The sequence below is a fragment of the Thiorhodococcus drewsii AZ1 genome (assembly GCF_000224065.1).
Taxonomy (GTDB): domain Bacteria; phylum Pseudomonadota; class Gammaproteobacteria; order Chromatiales; family Chromatiaceae; genus Imhoffiella; species Imhoffiella drewsii.
The window spans coordinates 130,195-147,089 of the sequence record NZ_AFWT01000005.1 but is presented as its reverse complement, the minus strand read 5'-3'; the positions used below and the strand labels follow the sequence as shown (position 1 = coordinate 147,089).

Below are 16,895 nucleotides of genomic sequence, written 5' to 3'. Positions count from 1 at the left end.
GTCCAATGCCCGCCCACATTCCATCCATGCGGTTGACGCGATGCCGTCACGCAGGAGGACACCTGCCGAAAAGCGTGATTATTCGATCAGCCTGACACGAAACGCGCGTCCCTTCAGCTTGCCGACGGACAATTTTTTCAACGCCGCCCCGACGCTCTCTCGGTTGACCGCCACATAGGCCCATTGATCGGCGATCTGGATTTTTCCGACTTGATCGCCACGAATACCACCCGGCCCCGTCAGAGCGCCCAGGATATCCCCTGGGCGAACCTTTTGCTTCTTGCCACCATCGATCTGAACGGTGGCCATCGGCGGCACCATCGGTCGCCGTTCCAGCAGGTCGAGTGGCGGCAACGACTCGCTGTCCATGATGGGATCTACCGTGGTATCCAATAAGGCGACGCGATGCGCCTCACCTTCATCGTAGAGAGAAAAGGCCGCACCCTGGCTGCCGGCACGCCCGGTACGACCAACGCGATGGGTATGCACCTCCGCATCCAGCGCAATCCGATAGTTGATCACCGCATCGAGCGAATCGATGTCCAAACCACGGGCCGCCACATCGGTGGCTACCAGCACCGAGACGCTCTTATTGGAGAAGCGCACCAGGATCTCATCCCGATCCCGTTGCTCCAGGTCGCCGTGCAGCGCGAGGACGCTAAAACCACTGTTCTGCAACCCCTGAGCCACCTGTCGCGTGTCGACCTTGGTATTGCAAAACACCAGGGTCGACACCGGTTGGTGCTGCAACAGCAAGAGGCATAGCGCTTGCTGCCGCTGTCGATCGTCGGTCACGCGATAGAAGTGCTGGGCGATACTGCGATTGTCGTGGGTGGACGCCACTTGGGCCATGACCGGTTCAGTCATGATCCGCCGAGCGATGGCCTGGATCCGACTGGGGTAGGTAGCGCTAAACAGCAGTGTCTGGCGTTTCTTCGGTATCCGGTCGATGATCGCATCCAGCGCCTTTTCGAAGCCCATCTCCAGCATCCGATCCGCCTCGTCGAGCACCAGCATGGTCACCTCATCCAGCCGCAGCGTGCCTCGCTCCAGATGATCCGCGATGCGACCCGGGGTTCCCACCACGATATGGGCGCCGTGTTCCAGCGAGCCGATCTGAGGGCCAACGGCGACCCCACCGCAGAGTGTCAGCACCTTGATGTTGTGCCTCCGGCGGCCCAGTGCACGGATCTCCTTGGCCACCTGATCGGCGAGTTCGCGTGTGGGACAGAGGACGAGGGACTGGACCCGAAAGCGTCCGACATCGAGCCGTTCCAGCAGACCGAGCCCAAAGGCAGCGGTCTTCCCCGAACCGGTCTTTCCCTGTGCGATGACATCCTTCCCCGCCAAAATATCCGGACAGCTCAGTGCCTGGATGGGGGTCATGGTGTCATAGCCGAGCGAGGACAGATTCTCCAGCAGATCCGGGTTGAGGTTGAGCGAGCTGAATGAGGTATTGGTCAAGACGCCTGTCCCGCAGTGGCACTGGAATCGTCCTGTTGAGGACGACCATCGCGGTATTCCAACTGCACCCCGCTGAGAAAGTTGCGCAGGATCTGATCCTTACATTGACGGTAGTGCTTATGATCCGGCTTGCGAAAGAACGCACTCAACTCATGCTTGCTGATGTGAACGTCGCTTGCGGCCAGGAGACGCAGGATATCGTCCGCCTTCAGATCCAAAGCGATCTTGAGCTTTCTGAAAATGATGTTGTTGTTCAGCAAGTGTTCCGGCTCGGGCTGCTCGCTGTCTTTCGTGCCCCGTCGATCATTGATCAAGCCGTTGAGGAAGGTCGCCAATTGGCGATCGCCACATTCCTCGAACTCCGGATCATCGCCTCTCTTCAACCAATTGCTGACTTGCGAGCGAGTCACCCGACTGTTCGCTGCGGCAAACACCGCAATCATCTTGGAGTCATCGAAGTCGAATGTGTATCGAAGGCGGCGCAGGATATCGTTGTTGGTCATACAGTGGCTCAATGGCTAAATAGGCGGGTCATCGCCCGGCGATGCCGGGAAAACAGTCGCAGTTTGACATTTTCTGGAGTCCATCGGGGATATAGCTGCGGCAGAGACTGCAACAACCTAAAGCGCCTAAATTTTTCGGCGGATACTGCTGTTCAGACCCCTGCGGTCAAAATGCGCCTGCGATCAAAATGCGATAGACCTCGGCTAGGGCATCCTCATCGCCGACATTGCCCGGAAAGATCACCACCGGCAGATCCGGCAGTCGCGGATGATCGGACGGACAGCGCACCACCGAGCATCCGGGCTGGATCTGGCCCAGCACCCGCGCGGTCCGCAGTGCCAAACCTTGGCTGAGTGTATCGTTCGAGGTGATACCGCCCTTGCTGACGAGGAAACCGGTCTCGCGCGGAAGATTCTGGACGAGTCGCACCAGGAAGCCCGAAACCTGCTCGCCGAAGGCCAGACGCTCGGCCTTGGTCGCGAACTGGCGCTCGCCGCGACTGGTATAGAACACCAGGCTATGGTTCTCGTGCTGGGCCGTCTCCAGACGATCTAAGAGTGTCCTGAACAGCCCCTCCTCGTCCTGAAGCATATGATCCAAGTCGATCTCGACCGGCACCACATCGGTGGTCGCCATCAAGCGCTCCAACTGACGGCTCGACTTGGCCACGTGCGAACCGACCAGCACCACGCCCGGTCGCCCGCCGCGCACATAGGCCGACATGCCCTCCGCCGGGATCGGCTGCGGCGGCAGTCTTGCGAGCGAGGTCAGCAGACTCGCGGCGCTGCGGAAGAGGAAACGCTTGCCAGCAGCGGCGGCCTCTATCAACTGAGCGGCGAAGCCGTCGAGATCGGACTGGCGCTCGGCATCGACCACACAGCAGACATTGCCGCCCAGACCGGAAAGACGTTCGCCCAGATCGCCGCGCACGTCCGCGAGACCGAAGCGCTCGACCTCCCCGGCCCGGATGCGCCCGGCGGTCTTCTCCTCCACATAGTCGGGCAGGAAGGCATGCTTGAAGCCGAAGACCGAGTCCCGGGCGAACTCGGTCTCGTTGACCGGCACGGGCTCGCCATCGACCATGAGGTAATGCACACCATCGCGGGTGATGCGTCCCCCTTCGAAGAAGGCTGGGACCAGGAAATGGGCATCGAAGGGGCCAAGCTCCTCGGCGATCACGTCGGTCTCGACCGGATAGTGACCGCGCAGGGTCGAGTCCGAGCGGCTGACCACCAGCGGCTGGATCGGATGGCCAGCGGAGGCCAGCCTCCCCAGCGCTTCGCGCAGATTGACGCAGATCTCGCGCGTCACGCGCTCCGCATCCTCGGCCCCCATGCCGCGCGTATTGCTCAGCACGAAGAGGATCGGCGAATCGTCGCTCAGCCCCTCGATCAATGTCTCCGGATCCCATCGCGTCAGCAGCAGACAGGAATGCACCGTCTGCGAGCCCGTGGGATCGTCGTCGATGGCGATGATCTTGGTGGTAGGTGTCTGGTTCATCGGCATGAAGCTCCAACGCAGGGCATGGCCTGAATCCGGGAATTGGAACCGCGAAGGCGCAAAGGACGCGAAGAAAGCCTAAAGATATGGGCCATGCGCTGATTTCATCCGCAGGGTGAGCGCCATACGCCTATCACCCATTGAAATCCTTTGCGCCCTTCGCGCCTTTGCGGTTCAAAGATTCTCTGATGATCGAATGCCCTAGGCCGCGTTGCCGAGCGCGGGCCTGGCCTGATCCATCAACGCCTTGGCGCGACCTTCCAGACCCTCGGGCGAGATGCCGTTGAAGGCCATGATCTCGGCCGGGCTGGCGGTGGTCTCGCCGCGCTGCCAGCCGACCAGGTCACGCGCCGCCGCACGGCTGCGCAGCATCACCGGCTCCAGGGCCACGGTGCCGCCGCCGCTCACGCCCATGAGCGCATCGCCATGGAAGAGCGACTCGAAGGCCGCATCGTCCATGAAATCGCCATCCGGCTCGGCGCTGTGCGACCAGGCGACGTCGTCGGGCCGATAGAGCCGGCGCGGATTGGCCACGGCGACGATGCGCACCCGATAGCCCTCCGCCTCCAGCCGATCCTTGGCGGCGAAGACCGGCTGGAACACCATGTCGCCGGTCACGGCGAACACGAGTGTCCCCTGCGACCCCTGAGCCGACTCGTAGAGCCGGACGGCACCCTCGCGCATCGCCTGCTCGGACTGTTCCGGGGTGGTGTGGATCGGAAGCGCCGACTTGGAGGCGACGATGGTGATGCACTTGTTGGACTGCCCGACCGCCCAGGCATAGGCCGCCTGGATCATGTTGGCGTCCGAGGGATAGAGCAGATAGACGTTACCGTTGCGCATCTGTCCGCCGATGTAGTTCTCGATCTCGGGGCGCTGATGGGTCCAGCCGTTGCGCCCCTGCTCCAGCGCGCCGGCGGTGAACATGGCGACCATGGCCGGCGTCTTGCGCCTCAGCTCGGCCATCGCCTGACCCACGGTCTGCACGATCGGCCAGCCGTTGATGGCGAAGCTTTCATAGGAGAGCCAGAGCGACCGCCCGCCGAAGAGCGCGAGACCGGCAGCGAAACCGGCGCAGGCATCCTCGTTCAGCGGCTCGTAGACCTGACCGCTCGGGGACTGATTGTAGAGTGGATCCGGGGTCGGATGACGGATCTTGAGTGCCTCGTTGATCGCCTTCATGGCCGATGCCTCGTTGCCGTCGGCATTGGTCACCACGAACTCGGGATCGCGCCGCCCCAGCTCGGCGACCATGGTCGCCAGGGTGCTCGCCGGAACCGCCTGATCGCCGGGCGCGAAGGGCTGCATGGGCAGCGCGCCGATCTCGGTCAGGGGACGCTCGCGCTCGGTCACCACGGTCTCGGCGGCCGGACCGCCACCCGCGCGGCTCAGGTTGGTGCGCACCAGCGACCAGACCTCGGGGGCCAGCGCACCCCGCTCCAGGGCGGCGGCGATACTGTCCTTCTCCGGTGTGTCACCGGGATAGAGGTTGTGCGACTTGGCGCCGCTCGCATGCACGCCCGCCCCCTTGAGCTGCTTGAGGATGACGCAGCTCAGGGTTCCTCTCATGGCCGATTCGGCCGCCTCGCGCATCCCCTCCAGCACGGCACGGCTGAAGGCCAGACGAGCCCCGGGGCCGAAACGGGTGCTGTCGACATAGGCGCCCTCCTGGCCCGCATCGTCGAAATCCTTGGCGTCGATCAGGACGATCTTCTCGAAATCGTGCGCCCGCCAGTAGGCCTCCATCTGGGCGTTGTCCATCAGGGACACCATCGAATGATGCTCCTGGCTATAGCCGTTCCAGATCAGCACCGGCAGGAAGTTGGTCACCTCCGGGTAGGCTGTGTGGAAGTGCTTCATCGCCGAGAGGATATAGGGCTCGCCCAGCCCGCCGTCACCGATCGTGCAGGGAAAGAGCCGGTCGCGATTGAGATAGGCGCCGGCCATGGCGAAGTGCTGGCCCTGACCGAGCGGACCGGCCGGGGCCAGTAGACCCGGGATGGCACCCGAGAGATGGCCGAGCAGACCGTCGCGCTCGCGGAAGCGGGCCTGCATGTCGCTCATGCTATGGATGCCCATCGACTCCAGCGAACCGTCAAGGAACATGGCGCTGTAGAAGCCGGGCGCATGGTGGCCCACCTCGGTGACGATATTGGTATGTCCCAGCATCGCCAGCGCGGCATAGGCATCGGCCGAGCTGGCGAAGCCACCGGGATGGCCGGACTGCTTGGAGGCGCAGAGCTGGAGGGTCAGATAGCGCAGCGCGTCGGCCAGCCACTGGGTCTGGCGCACCGAGGCCGTATCCATCTCCTGGATGCGATCCTGTCCCTCGGCGATGGCGGCGGTCCGGCCCGACCGGTCGAAGTCGGTCGGCAATTGCCCAAAATGCAGGATGCCGTCGAGAAAGGCGGCTTCGGCCTGATCGGCCCGGCGCGGGGATACGTTCGTCATCGTCTCTCTCCTCAGATAGTGACCGCTCCGTCTCGGACTGGACGGCTTGCGTTGAGGAGAATCTAGTGAGCAGGCCAGCATTTCACAATAGGAGACAGTTTCCGCATCGTGAAAAACCATCATCTCCGGCCGATCCGAAACCAATGGCGGCCATCATCTCCAGATCAGCCGCGATACGCGACCGAACAGGACAGAGCGCATGGCACTCTCCAGGGACGCACCGCGCCGTGCTTTGTTGATTGGGGGCGACTAAATGGTGACGCTCTGCCTGCAAAATTGTCGCTGTCGCGGTGTTCCTCGAAGGCCAGATCAGCCAGTGCAGAGTGACGTCTTCGCCGCCATCGAACGTCTCGCCGATCTGCACGCTAAGGACATCCTGACTGACGACGAGTATGCCCGGAGAAATCCGAGCTGCTGAGCCGTCTGTGACTGACGGGGCTCGGGGGAGGTCTTCCCTGACTCCCGCTATCGGTCGCCGTCCCGCTGGCGGTCCGTGACAAAGCGTATTTCAAAAAGAAACGCGTAGAGCGTTTGGAGGGGCCTCAGGTTACAGCCATGAGTTGCACGTGAGCGGGCGGTCTGAATCCGGTGTTTGGTTGCCGGTGGCGTTCGGCTGCACGCCTCCGCTGTGGGAAACCATGACCACGCATCCGGATGCCTGCCGTCATTCCCTATACTCCTGCATCTCTGTTTCCCAGCCGTTAGGATCGTACTGGTAGTACTGGCCGTATTGGTCCTGGGTCATCTGGGAACCGTCGTTGGCCTCGTATACGTTGCCCGGGGCGTAATAGGGCATCTCATAGACATCGTTGCCGTTGGTGTACAGGGAGCGTTCGTGGATGCCTTCGCGAATGTACTGCTGATGGCCCTGATACTGCTGTTGCGATCGGTCCATGTAGCTGTTGAACATGCCGTCGAGGACCGCGTTGCTGTTGTTGACATAGCCTTGTTGCTGCGCCTGAAACGCTTGCTCTCGCCTCTGCAGGTCCGCGTAGAATCCCGGATTCTGTTGACGTGAAAGGGCGGTCAGATAATCGAGCACCTGTTGGTCCGGCGTCGACCAGTCGCCGGTCTGTTGTCGATAGGCGGATATCGCGTTCTGCGCATGCATCTGGGCCTGTTGCCCCGCCTGAGCGGCGAGCTGCTCGACGTACCCGATGTAGTCCTGGCTGTTTGCCGGCAGAGCGGCAAGGGCGCCGAGTGCTCCGGCGAGGATGAAGAGGCTGCTTGAATTCATCGAATCGTTGCTCCCGTTTGGCTTGAACTCGGACTCGAAATTGACCGACCGCGGGCCCGGCATTTTCGCAAACCCGTGTGCACCTGAACGTCCGAGTCATCGAAATCAGCATTGCGACAATTCGATACGAAACAACCCGTAAACGCACATAATTTCGAAGTTCGAGAGCCTGTGGATACGGCCCGAATTATGCGAAAAGCGTGTATGCAATCTTCGGGGACTTGACACTCGGTCCAGACGGTGAGGAAGTGGCGGCGATGCACGATGGTCGAAGATGCCTCACACCGCCCACACCGGCTCTCGACAACGCTCTCGCCCGAGCAGGAAGTCCTCGTGGTGGCCCTGCGTGAAACCCTCTTGCTGCCGCTCGACGATCTGTTGGCGGTCACCCGCGAATTCATCCACCCCGAGGCCTCGCGTTCGGCACTCGATCGGTGCTTGCGTCGCCACGGGATCTCCAACCTCAAGTCCCTGATCCCGCAGGAGGCGGACACCGCGAAGCGTCCGGTGAAGACCTTCAAGGACTACGCTCCCGGCTTCGTCCATGTCGACGTCAAGTACCTGCCCCAGATGCCCGATGAAGACCGCCGAAAATACCTCTTCGCGGCGATCGACCGTGCCACCCGCTGGGTCTACGTCGAGATCCTCGACGATAAGTCGGCCGCCTCGGCCAGTGGCTTTCTCGAGCGCCTGATCACCAAGGCGCCGTTCGCCCCTCTCCAAGATCCTCACCGACAACGGTAAAGAGTTCACCGACCGTTTCTGCGCGACTGGCGAGCGCTCGCCGACCGGGCAGCATCGCTTCGATCAGGTCTGCGCCCAGCACGTCATCGAGCATCGCCTGACCAAACCCAGAACTCCACAGACCAATGGCATGGTCGAGCGTTTCAATGGGCGCATCGCCGAGGTGCTGGCCACGACACGCTTCGACTCTTCACAGAGCCTGGAGCAAACCATCACCCGCTACGTCCAGGTCTACAACCAGCACATTCCGCAAAAAGCACTCGGGCATATCGCCCCGATTCAAGCCCTCAAGGATTGGGCCGAGAAGCGCCCCGAATTATTCAAAAAGCGTGTATATAATCTTCGGGGACTTGACGCATCTCGAATCCCTGGGCCGCGCGTAGGCAGAAAGAGCCGGATGGTCGCGACCGCTGGTTGACTCAGGAGGAAGCGGCTCGACTGCTGGAAGCCGCGCAGACGCAACGGCGCATGTGGCGCTATCCGTGGCTGTACGACTTCATTCGCCTGGGGCTCAATACCGGGATGCGACCGGGGGAAATGCTCTGGTTGGAATGGAGGCGGGTCGACCTCCAAGGTGCGCTCATCACCTTCGAGGCCACCCGCACGAAGACTGGTCAGAAAAACGGCAAGCCGGGGAGGGTGCCGCTGAACCAAGAGGCTCGGGAGGCGATCCTAACACGCGCTCGGTTTCGTGCGACACATTGCCTAGATTCGCCCTGGGTGTTTTGCCGTAGGGACGGGAGCCGGATCGCCAGGATCATGAAGGGATTCATCGGCTGTGCCAGTGATGCGGGGCTGGAAGATGTGCACCCGCACGATCTCCGCCGGACGTTTGGGAGTTGGCTGGTACAAGCTGGAGTCGGGATTGAGCGCGTGTCTGCTCTTCTTCGTCATGGAGACGTCGCGATCACGGCAAGGGTTTACGCTCACCTGCGGCCCGACGATTTGGCCTCCGCCACAGCAATTCTTGATCGTCCGAAACCGGATCGCCCCGTGGTGCATTTGCACATTGATTTGCACGCTGGGTCCGAGGCGGGAAAGTCAGGCAATAAAAAACCGGCGTTAGCCGGTTGATTATATTCGGGAAAATTGGTCGGGGTGACAGGATTCGAACCTGCGACTTCTGCCTCCCGAAGACAGCGCTCTACCAAGCTGAGCTACACCCCGCAATGGGTCTGACGATCAGTGCATTCGCGTGACGGCGAAATCGGCCATCATAGCTAGGGAAGCCTTTGCCGCCGAATTCGGTAGCACTTCGAGGGCTTCCTTCGCGCGTTCAACATAAGACCGTGCGAGCTGCGCAGTATAGGCGATCGCATCGGTGGATGCAATCGTCTTTGCGACGGCGTCAATATGGTCGCGTCCGCCGTGCTCGATGGCCTCGCGCAGCAGAGCGCGTTGTTCCGGCGTGCCCACAGCCATGGCGCGAATGATGGGGAGGGTGGGCTTGCCTTCCTCCAGGTCGTCGCCGACATTTTTGTCCAACTCGGCGTTGTCGAGGCTGTAGTCGAGCGCGTCGTCGACGAGTTGGAAGGCGATGCCGAGATTGAGTCCGTAGCTGGAGACCGCTTCCTCGATCTCGCGCGGCGTTTCGGCGAGGATGGCGCCCAGGTGAACTCCGGCTTCGAAAAGGGTGGCGGTCTTGCGCTCGATGACCTCCATGTAGCGCTTTTCGTCGGTATCGGGGTCGCGCTCGTTCAGCAGCTGCAGTACCTCGCCCTCGGCGATGCGATTGGTGGCGTGGGCCAGCACCTCCATGACGCGCATGTTGCCGACGTCGACCATCATCTCGAAAGAGCGCGAGTAGAGGAAGTCGCCGACCAGCACGCTGGCCTCGTTGCCCCAGACCGTGTTGGCGGTCTCGCGGTTGCGGCGCAGCTCGGAGCCGTCGACGACGTCATCGTGGAGCAGGGTGGAGGTGTGGATGAACTCCACAATGGCGGCGAGATCGATATGGCGGGTTCCGGCATAGCCGCAGGCGCGTGCGGCGAGCAGTACGGATAGAGGACGCAGACGTTTGCCACCGCTGTTGACGATGTAGTGTCCGATCTGGTTGATCAGAACGACGTCGGACTGGAGGCGGCGCAAAATCAAGGCGTCCACGGCCTTCGAGTCCTCTGCGACGGGCTGTCGAATCGTGGAGAGGTCCATGCGTGTGTGGGGTCTGTCGATAGTAGCGGCGGATGCTAGGTTTGGGGTGCTGGGCTGTCAAGCCGACCACCCGGAACGATGGGTTTTTTCAACTGGCGTAGATTACGCTATTTGGACGGCCTGGGTCGACTCTTGGATAATTTCGCGTTTGGCTCAATGATGATCGAGCGCGGTCTCTTTGAGTTCGTGGCGAGGGCGAGCATCGGTCGGTTTCTGGACATCCTGGATTTCTGGTCCATTACGACGTTGACTTGGTATTTGTTTTAGCGATAGAATTCCGCTTCTTTGTTCCGGCGCGGAGCGTCGGCAATTCCGAACACTCCTGGGGATCTGCAGAATCATGTATGCGGTCATTCAAACCGGTGGCAAACAATACCGGGTTTCCGAAGGTGACACTCTGAAAGTCGAGAAGCTGACCGCCGAAGAGGGCGCAAGCATCGATTTCGAGCAAGTTTTGATGGTAGCTGACGGCGATGAAGTTCGCGTTGGTAAGCCCTATATCGACGGCGGCAAGGTGACCGCGACGGTCGAGTCTCATGGGCGCGCGAAGAAGGTCAAGATCATCAAATTCCGTCGCCGCAAGCACCATATGAAGCATCAGGGCCACCGTCAGTGGTTCACTGCGGTCAAAATCACCGGTATCAGCGCCGGCTGAGAAGAGAGAGATAACCAATGGCACACAAAAAAGCAGGCGGTAGTTCTCGCAACGGCCGCGATTCCGAATCCAAACGTCTTGGTATCAAGGTGTTTGGCGGTCAGAAGGTCTCCGCAGGCAGCATCATCGTGCGCCAGCGCGGCACCAAATTTCACAATGGCGTCAACGTCGGTTGCGGCAAGGATCATACCCTGTTCGCGCTGAGCGATGGCTTCGTTCGCTTCGTGGTCCAGGGTCCGAAGAACCGCAAGTTCGTGACCGTGGAGACCGCCTGATCGTCCGACCCGATCCCCATCGGTGATCGTCAGTTGTCGATCGGAAGCCTAGAGCCTCGTCCATCGTGACGGGGCTTTTTCATTTGGACTTGCGCGCGAGCGACCAGACCGGATCTACTCTATGAAGTTCGTCGACGAGGCACGCATTTGGGTTGAGGCCGGTGATGGCGGTAGCGGCTGCGTGAGTTTCCGCCGGGAGAAATATATCCCCAAGGGCGGTCCCGATGGTGGTGATGGGGGCGATGGCGGAAGCGTCTATCTGCTCGCGGACAACAACATCAATACGCTAGTCGACTTTCGCTATCAGCGTAGACATCGGGCCGAACGCGGCCAGAACGGCATGGGTCGTCAGTGCACTGGGCGCGGCGGTCAGGACCTTTCGGTCACGGTGCCCGTTGGAACGCGTGTCTTCGATGAGGAAACCGGTGAGCTGATCGGCGAATTGTTGGAGTCCGGCCAGCGGTTGCTGGTTGCGAAGGGCGGTTTTCACGGCATCGGCAACGCCCGCTATAAATCCAGCACCAACCGTACCCCGCGCCAGTCCACGCCGGGTACGCTGGGTGAGCGTCGCCAACTCCATCTGGAACTCATCCTGCTCGCCGATGTGGGCTTGCTCGGGTTTCCCAACGCGGGCAAGTCCTCTTTCATTCGGCAGGTCTCCAGCGCGCGTCCAAAGGTTGCCGACTACCCCTTCACCACGCTCTATCCCAATCTGGGCGTCGTGCGCGTGGGGCGCAATCGCAGCTTCGTGGTTGCCGATATCCCCGGCGTGATCGAGGGTGCTGCCGACGGGGCCGGTCTGGGGATCCACTTCCTCAAACATCTGGCGCGGACACGTCTGTTGCTCCATCTGGTCGATGTCGCGCCGCTCGGTAGTGATGAGGATCCGGCGGAGCAGATCCGTAAGATCGAGGCCGAGCTGGAGTCCTTCAGCGACGATCTCATGGACAAAGAGCGCTGGCTCGTGCTCAACAAGGTCGATCTGTTGGACGCCGAGGAGTATGAGGCGCGCCGTTCTGCGATCGTTGAGCATCTCGACTGGCAGGGGCCTGTTCATGGTATCTCGGCCCTGAGTGGTGCAGGGACCGATGTGCTCGTCCGCGATCTGATGGCGCGCCTTGAGCAGCTGAAACTTGGCGATGACGCTGGCATCGTTTCGTCTTCTGGCGATTCAGGTGGTGAGGAGTCGGAATGGGATATGCCGGGAACGCCCGATTCGGGTGAATGGCATCCGCTTGACTGAAGATTTTGTGGTCCGATTATGATCACCCGTGACGCCATTCCTCGTACTCAACGCTGGGTCGTCAAGATCGGCAGTGCGCTGCTGACGCGCAACGGTCAAGGACTGGAGCGGGAGATGCTCGCGGTCTGGGTCGATCAGATGGTCGGGCGCCGCGCCGCTGGCTGCGAAGTGGTTCTGGTGTCCTCTGGCGCCGTGGCCGAGGGCATGGCGCGCATGGGTTGGCAGCGGCGTCCTAAATCGCTGCATGAGCTCCAGGCTGCTGCAGCCGTCGGTCAGATGGGTTTGGTGCGTGCCTACGAAGATTGCTTCCTGGCCCGTGGGCTGCGAACTGCGCAGGTCCTGCTGACTCGCGACGACCTCGCCAATCGGGCGCGGTATCTCAACGCGCGTAGTACGTTACGCGCTCTTTTGAAGTTCGGTGTCGTTCCTGTCATCAACGAGAACGATACGGTGGCCACCGACGAGCTGCGTTTCGGTGACAATGACACCCTGGCCGCGCTGGTCGCCAATCTCATCGAAGCGGACCTTTTGATCCTGCTGACCGACCAGGACGGAATCTTCGACGCAGATCCTAGAAACAACCCCAATGCCAAGCTGATTCCGGAAAGTTGGGTCGACGATCCTCTGTTGGATGCGGTCGCCGGCGGTAGCGTGACGGCGCTGGGGACCGGCGGCATGGTGACCAAGGTCCGGGCGGCACGTCTGGCCGCGCGATCCGGGACCCCGACGATCATCGCGCCGGGTCGTGGCGAACGGGTGTTGACTCGCATCGGCGAGGGTCAATCGATCGGTACCCTGCTCATTCCCTTCCAAGGTGCCCAAGCCGCCCGCAAGCAATGGCTCGCCGGACATCTTCGGGTGCGCGGTCGCCTGATCCTGGATGAGGGAGCAGTCCGGGCACTGCGCGAAAAAGGCAGAAGCCTGCTTGCCGTTGGTGTCAAACGCGTTCAGGGTCACTTCAATCGCGGAGAGGTGGTCGCCTGTGTCGACGAGTTCGGTGCCGAGGTGGCGCGCGGGCTGGTCAACTACGATTCTCAGGATAGCGACCGGATCAAGGGGCAATCGTCGCAGCGTTTCGAGGAGATCCTCGGCTATCTCGACGACGATGAGTTGATCCACCGAGATAATCTCGTGATCCTATAGCGGTCGGCTTCCCGATGGGGAGCGACGACGAACGCATCGTTTGATGCGGTCACCATTGAAACCCGGTGGTGATCGAGGTCGTTGGCGGTTCTCTGAAACCTTTTTCGAAGAAAGGCGTTTCGGTAGGTGACAATCCGCGTACAGGTATCTATAATGCCTCGCTCTGGCTGAGTGGCAGAGTGGTTATGCAGCGGCCTGCAAAGCCGTGTACCTCGGTTCGATTCCGGGCTCAGCCTCCATTTATTCTCCCTTCTGTTTCGCGCTCTCCTGCTTTACCGCGCTTCCGCCCGGGTGGCGAAATTGGTAGACGCAAGGGACTTAAAATCCCTCGACTTCGGTTGTGCGGGTTCGAGTCCCGCCCCGGGCACCATCCTGATTTCGGCGTATCCATAACGGATCTATCCCGTAGATGCGGTGAGCGTGCGAATCGTCTCTTTCGCAACGGCCCTTCTCGTAGCGCCTGTTCCTTCCTATAGATCGAGTTTTCCGACGGCAGCCTTCAAACAGGCTCGCTGGCATGTTCCTGTGCGCGTGATCATCCGTTGCTGGCCGCTCAATAACACTGAGCGACGAAGCTGCAATCTCCGTTGCCGCACATCGCGCTGCTGGCATTGGCTCCCATCGATTGGCAGCAGGATTGGGTGCAGTCGGGGTCGCTGCTTCGTGCGTCCAATCCGATGGTCCCGTCCTGGTCGCGGGCGCACAGACAGGTCGCCGTCGGGGTGTTGGCAGCGAGGGTCGATCCCTCGGGTTCCGAGGGTGATTGATCCTCGGTCTCGGCCAGCCTGTCCGCAGGCGGTTGCGTGTCTGGCGAGGCCTCTTCTTCGTTTGTGACGGGCTCCGTGCCACTTGCTGGGCTCGGTCTGGCTGAGTAGGGGAGACTTGGCGCGATCAGTGAGAGCAGGCTGACCGATTGATGTTCGCCGTCGATGGATGTCCAGGCCGTGGTGACCTGCACTTCTGTGTAGTTGGGCTCGGTGTGGGGCGTGAGTATCCAGCGGCGACGGAAGTTCGCTGAGTCGCCTGCGTGACGTGAGGGTGCGTCGCTTCCCGATGTGATGGAGTCGTAGTCGGCGATGGCGTCTTGATGGAGTTCTTCGAGTTTCAGTTGGGCGAGATTGAGCGCGCTGGTCTGGGTCTTGACCTCGCTGCCGTGCTGGATCATTTCGCCCTGGAATTGAGCGAGGCTCAGCAGTCCGCTGGTCAGGACCGTCATGGAGACGAGCGCCTCGTTCATGCTGAAACCGCCTTGTCTTATCTGGAGTCGAGTGCGTCGCATCGTGTGCCTCCGTGGGGTGCGGGAATCTGCCTTCAGTCCCAGTCGCGCCAGGTGCCGGGGATCCGCGTCGCCTGGGTCACGACCTGATAGGCGCGATTGAGTCCAGAGCCTGCGCCATAGTCGGTTGCGATGAACCGCGATCCGCTGCTCGGGGCTGCCGCGCTGCCTTCCCAGACGACGGCTCCGTGAATCGTGGCTCCGCCCCAGCCGCGCGTGGCGCAGTCCGAGGTAGTCTCGTAATAGAGGATCCCGTAGATGCCGATATCGGGGCTGAAGGCTGGGCATCCGCTGGAACTGGGAACGAGGATGAGCACTGGCGTGCTCGGTGCGCCGATGGTGCGGTTGTCGACCCCATCGATGCCGATACAGGTGCCGGTCATATCGAGCGGGCCGATATCCGAATCGTTTGTCTTCACATAGATGCCTGGCGAGGGTGGCGCGCCGCAAGGGAATGTGTCCCCGTAGAGATGGTTCGACTGGGTCGCGCGTTCGATGGCCTGGTCGAGCGGCATTGCGAAGATTTGGTTCCAGGCGCAATGGTCACTCGGGCACCCCTTGAAAGCGGCCCTCTCGAAGGAGGCGCTGGTGCCTGTCTCTGTGATCTCCATGACGCGATTGCCGTTGGCATCCAGCCAGTTGGTGATGGTGAGGTCGCCTTGAGGTAGGCAGCTGGCGGTCGCGGATTGGCCTGATGCGGCGCCGGTTTTGGCTGATTCGCGAATGAATAGCTCTGACCCCATGGTGGGTGCGTCGAGGCACTCGGCACTGACCAATGGTGGAGGCATGCGTCGGCTCGGGCTGGCGTCGAAGAGCCCTTGTTGTTGGTAGCACGCCTGGACGTGCGCGGAGATGTTGGCGTCGGATGCGGCGATGCTGGCTGCGTGAACGCAGAGGCCGCGTGGATCGATGTCGAATGTCAGGTCTGTTTCGAATCGGTAACCGCTCGCCGTCGTGAGCGACGGTGGCGTCGGCTCGGCCGTCCCCTCCGTCCAGGCATTGCTCGACAGCCAGGCTTGGGCGAATTCCAGGCCGGCTTCAGCGGCTAATTGGGCCTCGGTCGAGCGGATCTCGTTGTTGGCGATGCGCTGTTCGATAACGCCCGTTCGGCTGGCGCTGAAGGTGAGGATGCCCGCTCCGATCAACAGCAGCAGCCCCACGAACAGCGTCGCTGCGCCCCGTTGGTGGCGGTGGGCCGTGTGTGGCGGGTTGGGGCGCTCCGTCTTCATGGGATCGCCTCGTAACGGTCGTTGCGTATGCCGATATGGGTTTCGAGCGTCTGGCGGGTCTCGGCATCATTGGCGGCTTGACCGCTGAGCTGGATGTCCACTGTTCGGGTGTGTCGGCAGATATCTCCCGAGGCGCAGCTGTCGGTCATCGTCTTGATCGGGTTGGTGTTGGCGATTCGGGTCGTGAGGATGAAGTCGAGTGCCCTGATCCGGATGTCCGGGCTGGTGATGGCCTCCCAGCGTCCACTGTCGCAGCCGAACCGATCGTCGTCCTTGTTGGTGCGTCCAACCCGCATTTGCACGGCGCCGCGACGCAGTCTGAAGCCGAACATCTCCATATCGATGTCCTTGCTCGGCGTCTCCGCGTCGGGTGGATACCAGGAGCGCCAGGCATAGGGCTCGCCCAGTCCTGTTCGGAAGGGCGCCTCGGTGGGGCGCGGGCAATCGAGTGCGTCATCGCTGGCGTCGCAGGAGCGGATACCCACGCGGGCGTCCAGGTCAAGGTCGTAGCTGAAGGTGATGCAGTTGCCGCGCTGGACCTGGATGAGGCAAGCGCCGTCGTCGTTCTGGGCGGTGCAGCTCGGTGTGATGCAGTCACCGGTGGCAGAATCGGTCTCGATGCAGAGGTCGTTGTTGACGATGCCATAGCGGTGCTGGAAGGGGTTGTGGATCGGATCGAGATCCCGTTCGTCGGTTTGTCCATCCCCGTCGCTGTCGAAGGTGCCCTCGCCATCCTCCGTCGTACCGAGGTCGCGCCAATCGAAGACGCCGTCCCCGTTGGCGTCTCCGTCACCATTGGTGTCGCCGAAATCCCAGAAGCCTGCGCGCCTGATGTCCTGCTGCATGACCTCGATGGCGGCGCGCAGCTCCTGATTGAGTCTGGCCTGCTGGACGGCTTCGCGCGCGGTCCGCGAGATCATGAGATAGACGCTGAGCGCTCCGGTCAGGATTAGGGTGCCGACGAGGAGGCCGATCGTGATTCCGATCAGTGTCACGCCGCCTTGGTATCCGGGCGTGCCACCG

At 61.6% G+C, this 16,895-nt stretch carries 14 protein-coding genes, 3 tRNA genes and 1 pseudogene; 8 read left to right on the top strand and 10 right to left on the bottom strand.

The window, feature by feature from the left end:
• Window positions 1-78: 78 nt before the first annotated feature.
• The 5 genes from dbpA to THIDRDRAFT_RS04935 form a co-directional block, all read right to left on the bottom strand.
• Window positions 79-1,464, bottom strand: a complete 1,386-nt coding sequence (gene dbpA / locus THIDRDRAFT_RS04955) for an ATP-dependent RNA helicase DbpA (protein ID WP_007039711.1) — start codon at window positions 1,462-1,464, stop codon at window positions 79-81.
• On the bottom strand, window positions 1,461-1,967 hold the full coding sequence (locus THIDRDRAFT_RS04950) for a YehS family protein (protein ID WP_007039710.1): 507 nt from the start codon (window positions 1,965-1,967) through the stop codon (window positions 1,461-1,463). Before THIDRDRAFT_RS04950 ends, dbpA begins: the two co-directional genes overlap by 4 nt.
• 166 nt (window positions 1,968-2,133) lie before the next feature.
• Entirely contained in the window at window positions 2,134-3,468 is a 1,335-nt protein-coding gene (locus THIDRDRAFT_RS04945) for a four-carbon acid sugar kinase family protein (protein WP_007039709.1), read from the bottom strand.
• A gap of 201 nt (window positions 3,469-3,669) precedes the next feature.
• Window positions 3,670-5,919, bottom strand: coding sequence for a phosphoketolase family protein (locus THIDRDRAFT_RS04940; protein WP_007039708.1), 2,250 nt, complete (start codon window positions 5,917-5,919; stop codon window positions 3,670-3,672).
• A gap of 664 nt (window positions 5,920-6,583) precedes the next feature.
• Window positions 6,584-7,156, bottom strand: a complete 573-nt coding sequence (locus tag THIDRDRAFT_RS04935; RefSeq protein WP_007039707.1) for a hypothetical protein — start codon at window positions 7,154-7,156, stop codon at window positions 6,584-6,586.
• Window positions 7,157-7,384: 228 nt separating this feature from the next.
• On the opposite strand from THIDRDRAFT_RS04935, the pseudogene THIDRDRAFT_RS04930 reads away from it, so the two are divergent.
• Both THIDRDRAFT_RS04930 and THIDRDRAFT_RS04925 read left to right on the top strand, forming a co-directional pair.
• A pseudogene (locus THIDRDRAFT_RS04930) lies at window positions 7,385-8,318 on the top strand (IS481 family transposase); the annotation flags it as partial.
• The gene (locus tag THIDRDRAFT_RS04925) at window positions 8,315-8,974 is read left to right on the top strand and encodes a site-specific integrase (RefSeq protein WP_050984642.1); all 660 of its coding nucleotides are present in this window, start codon (window positions 8,315-8,317) and stop codon (window positions 8,972-8,974) included. The pseudogene THIDRDRAFT_RS04930 and the gene THIDRDRAFT_RS04925, both read left to right, overlap by 4 nt.
• A 16-nt stretch (window positions 8,975-8,990) precedes the next feature.
• Here the strand turns inward: THIDRDRAFT_RS04925 and THIDRDRAFT_RS04920 are convergent.
• Window positions 8,991-9,067: transfer RNA gene (locus THIDRDRAFT_RS04920), tRNA-Pro, on the bottom strand.
• A gap of 15 nt (window positions 9,068-9,082) precedes the next feature.
• Window positions 9,083-10,051, bottom strand: coding sequence for a polyprenyl synthetase family protein (locus THIDRDRAFT_RS04915; RefSeq protein WP_007039703.1), 969 nt, complete (start codon window positions 10,049-10,051; stop codon window positions 9,083-9,085).
• Window positions 10,052-10,391: 340 nt separating this feature from the next.
• Here THIDRDRAFT_RS04915 and rplU point away from each other — a divergent pair, with 340 nt between their 5' ends.
• The 6 genes from rplU (at window position 10,392) to THIDRDRAFT_RS04885 (ending at window position 13,737) form a co-directional block, all read left to right on the top strand.
• On the top strand, window positions 10,392-10,706 hold the full coding sequence (rplU, locus tag THIDRDRAFT_RS04910; RefSeq protein ID WP_007039702.1) for a 50S ribosomal protein L21: 315 nt from the start codon (window positions 10,392-10,394) through the stop codon (window positions 10,704-10,706).
• A 17-nt stretch (window positions 10,707-10,723) separates the two neighbouring features.
• The gene (gene rpmA / locus THIDRDRAFT_RS04905; protein ID WP_007039701.1) at window positions 10,724-10,981 is read left to right on the top strand and encodes a 50S ribosomal protein L27; all 258 of its coding nucleotides are present in this window, start codon (window positions 10,724-10,726) and stop codon (window positions 10,979-10,981) included.
• Window positions 10,982-11,102: 121 nt separating this feature from the next.
• Complete coding sequence (gene cgtA, locus THIDRDRAFT_RS04900) at window positions 11,103-12,224, top strand: Obg family GTPase CgtA (protein ID WP_007039700.1); 1,122 nt, start codon at window positions 11,103-11,105, stop codon at window positions 12,222-12,224.
• Between the two features lie 18 nt (window positions 12,225-12,242).
• Entirely contained in the window at window positions 12,243-13,367 is a 1,125-nt protein-coding gene (proB, locus tag THIDRDRAFT_RS04895; RefSeq protein WP_007039699.1) for a glutamate 5-kinase, read from the top strand.
• Between the two features lie 165 nt (window positions 13,368-13,532).
• Window positions 13,533-13,606 (top strand) — tRNA-Cys (locus THIDRDRAFT_RS04890).
• Between the two features lie 46 nt (window positions 13,607-13,652).
• Window positions 13,653-13,737, top strand: a tRNA-Leu gene (locus THIDRDRAFT_RS04885).
• A gap of 183 nt (window positions 13,738-13,920) precedes the next feature.
• Here the strand turns inward: THIDRDRAFT_RS04885 and THIDRDRAFT_RS04880 are convergent.
• From THIDRDRAFT_RS04880 to THIDRDRAFT_RS04870, 3 genes are read right to left on the bottom strand one after another with little or no spacing between them, the layout of a single operon-like run.
• Window positions 13,921-14,646, bottom strand: a complete 726-nt coding sequence (locus THIDRDRAFT_RS04880; protein ID WP_007039698.1) for a type IV pilus modification PilV family protein — start codon at window positions 14,644-14,646, stop codon at window positions 13,921-13,923.
• Between the two features lie 32 nt (window positions 14,647-14,678).
• Window positions 14,679-15,872 carry a PilX N-terminal domain-containing pilus assembly protein gene (locus THIDRDRAFT_RS04875; protein WP_007039697.1) on the bottom strand — a complete coding sequence of 398 codons (1,194 nt, stop codon included), beginning with the start codon at window positions 15,870-15,872 and terminating at the stop codon, window positions 14,679-14,681.
• Entirely contained in the window at window positions 15,869-16,867 is a 999-nt protein-coding gene (locus THIDRDRAFT_RS04870) for a PilW family protein (protein ID WP_139058627.1), read from the bottom strand. The genes THIDRDRAFT_RS04875 and THIDRDRAFT_RS04870 overlap by 4 nt, the downstream gene beginning before the upstream one ends.
• Between the last annotated feature and the right edge of the window lie 28 nt (window positions 16,868-16,895).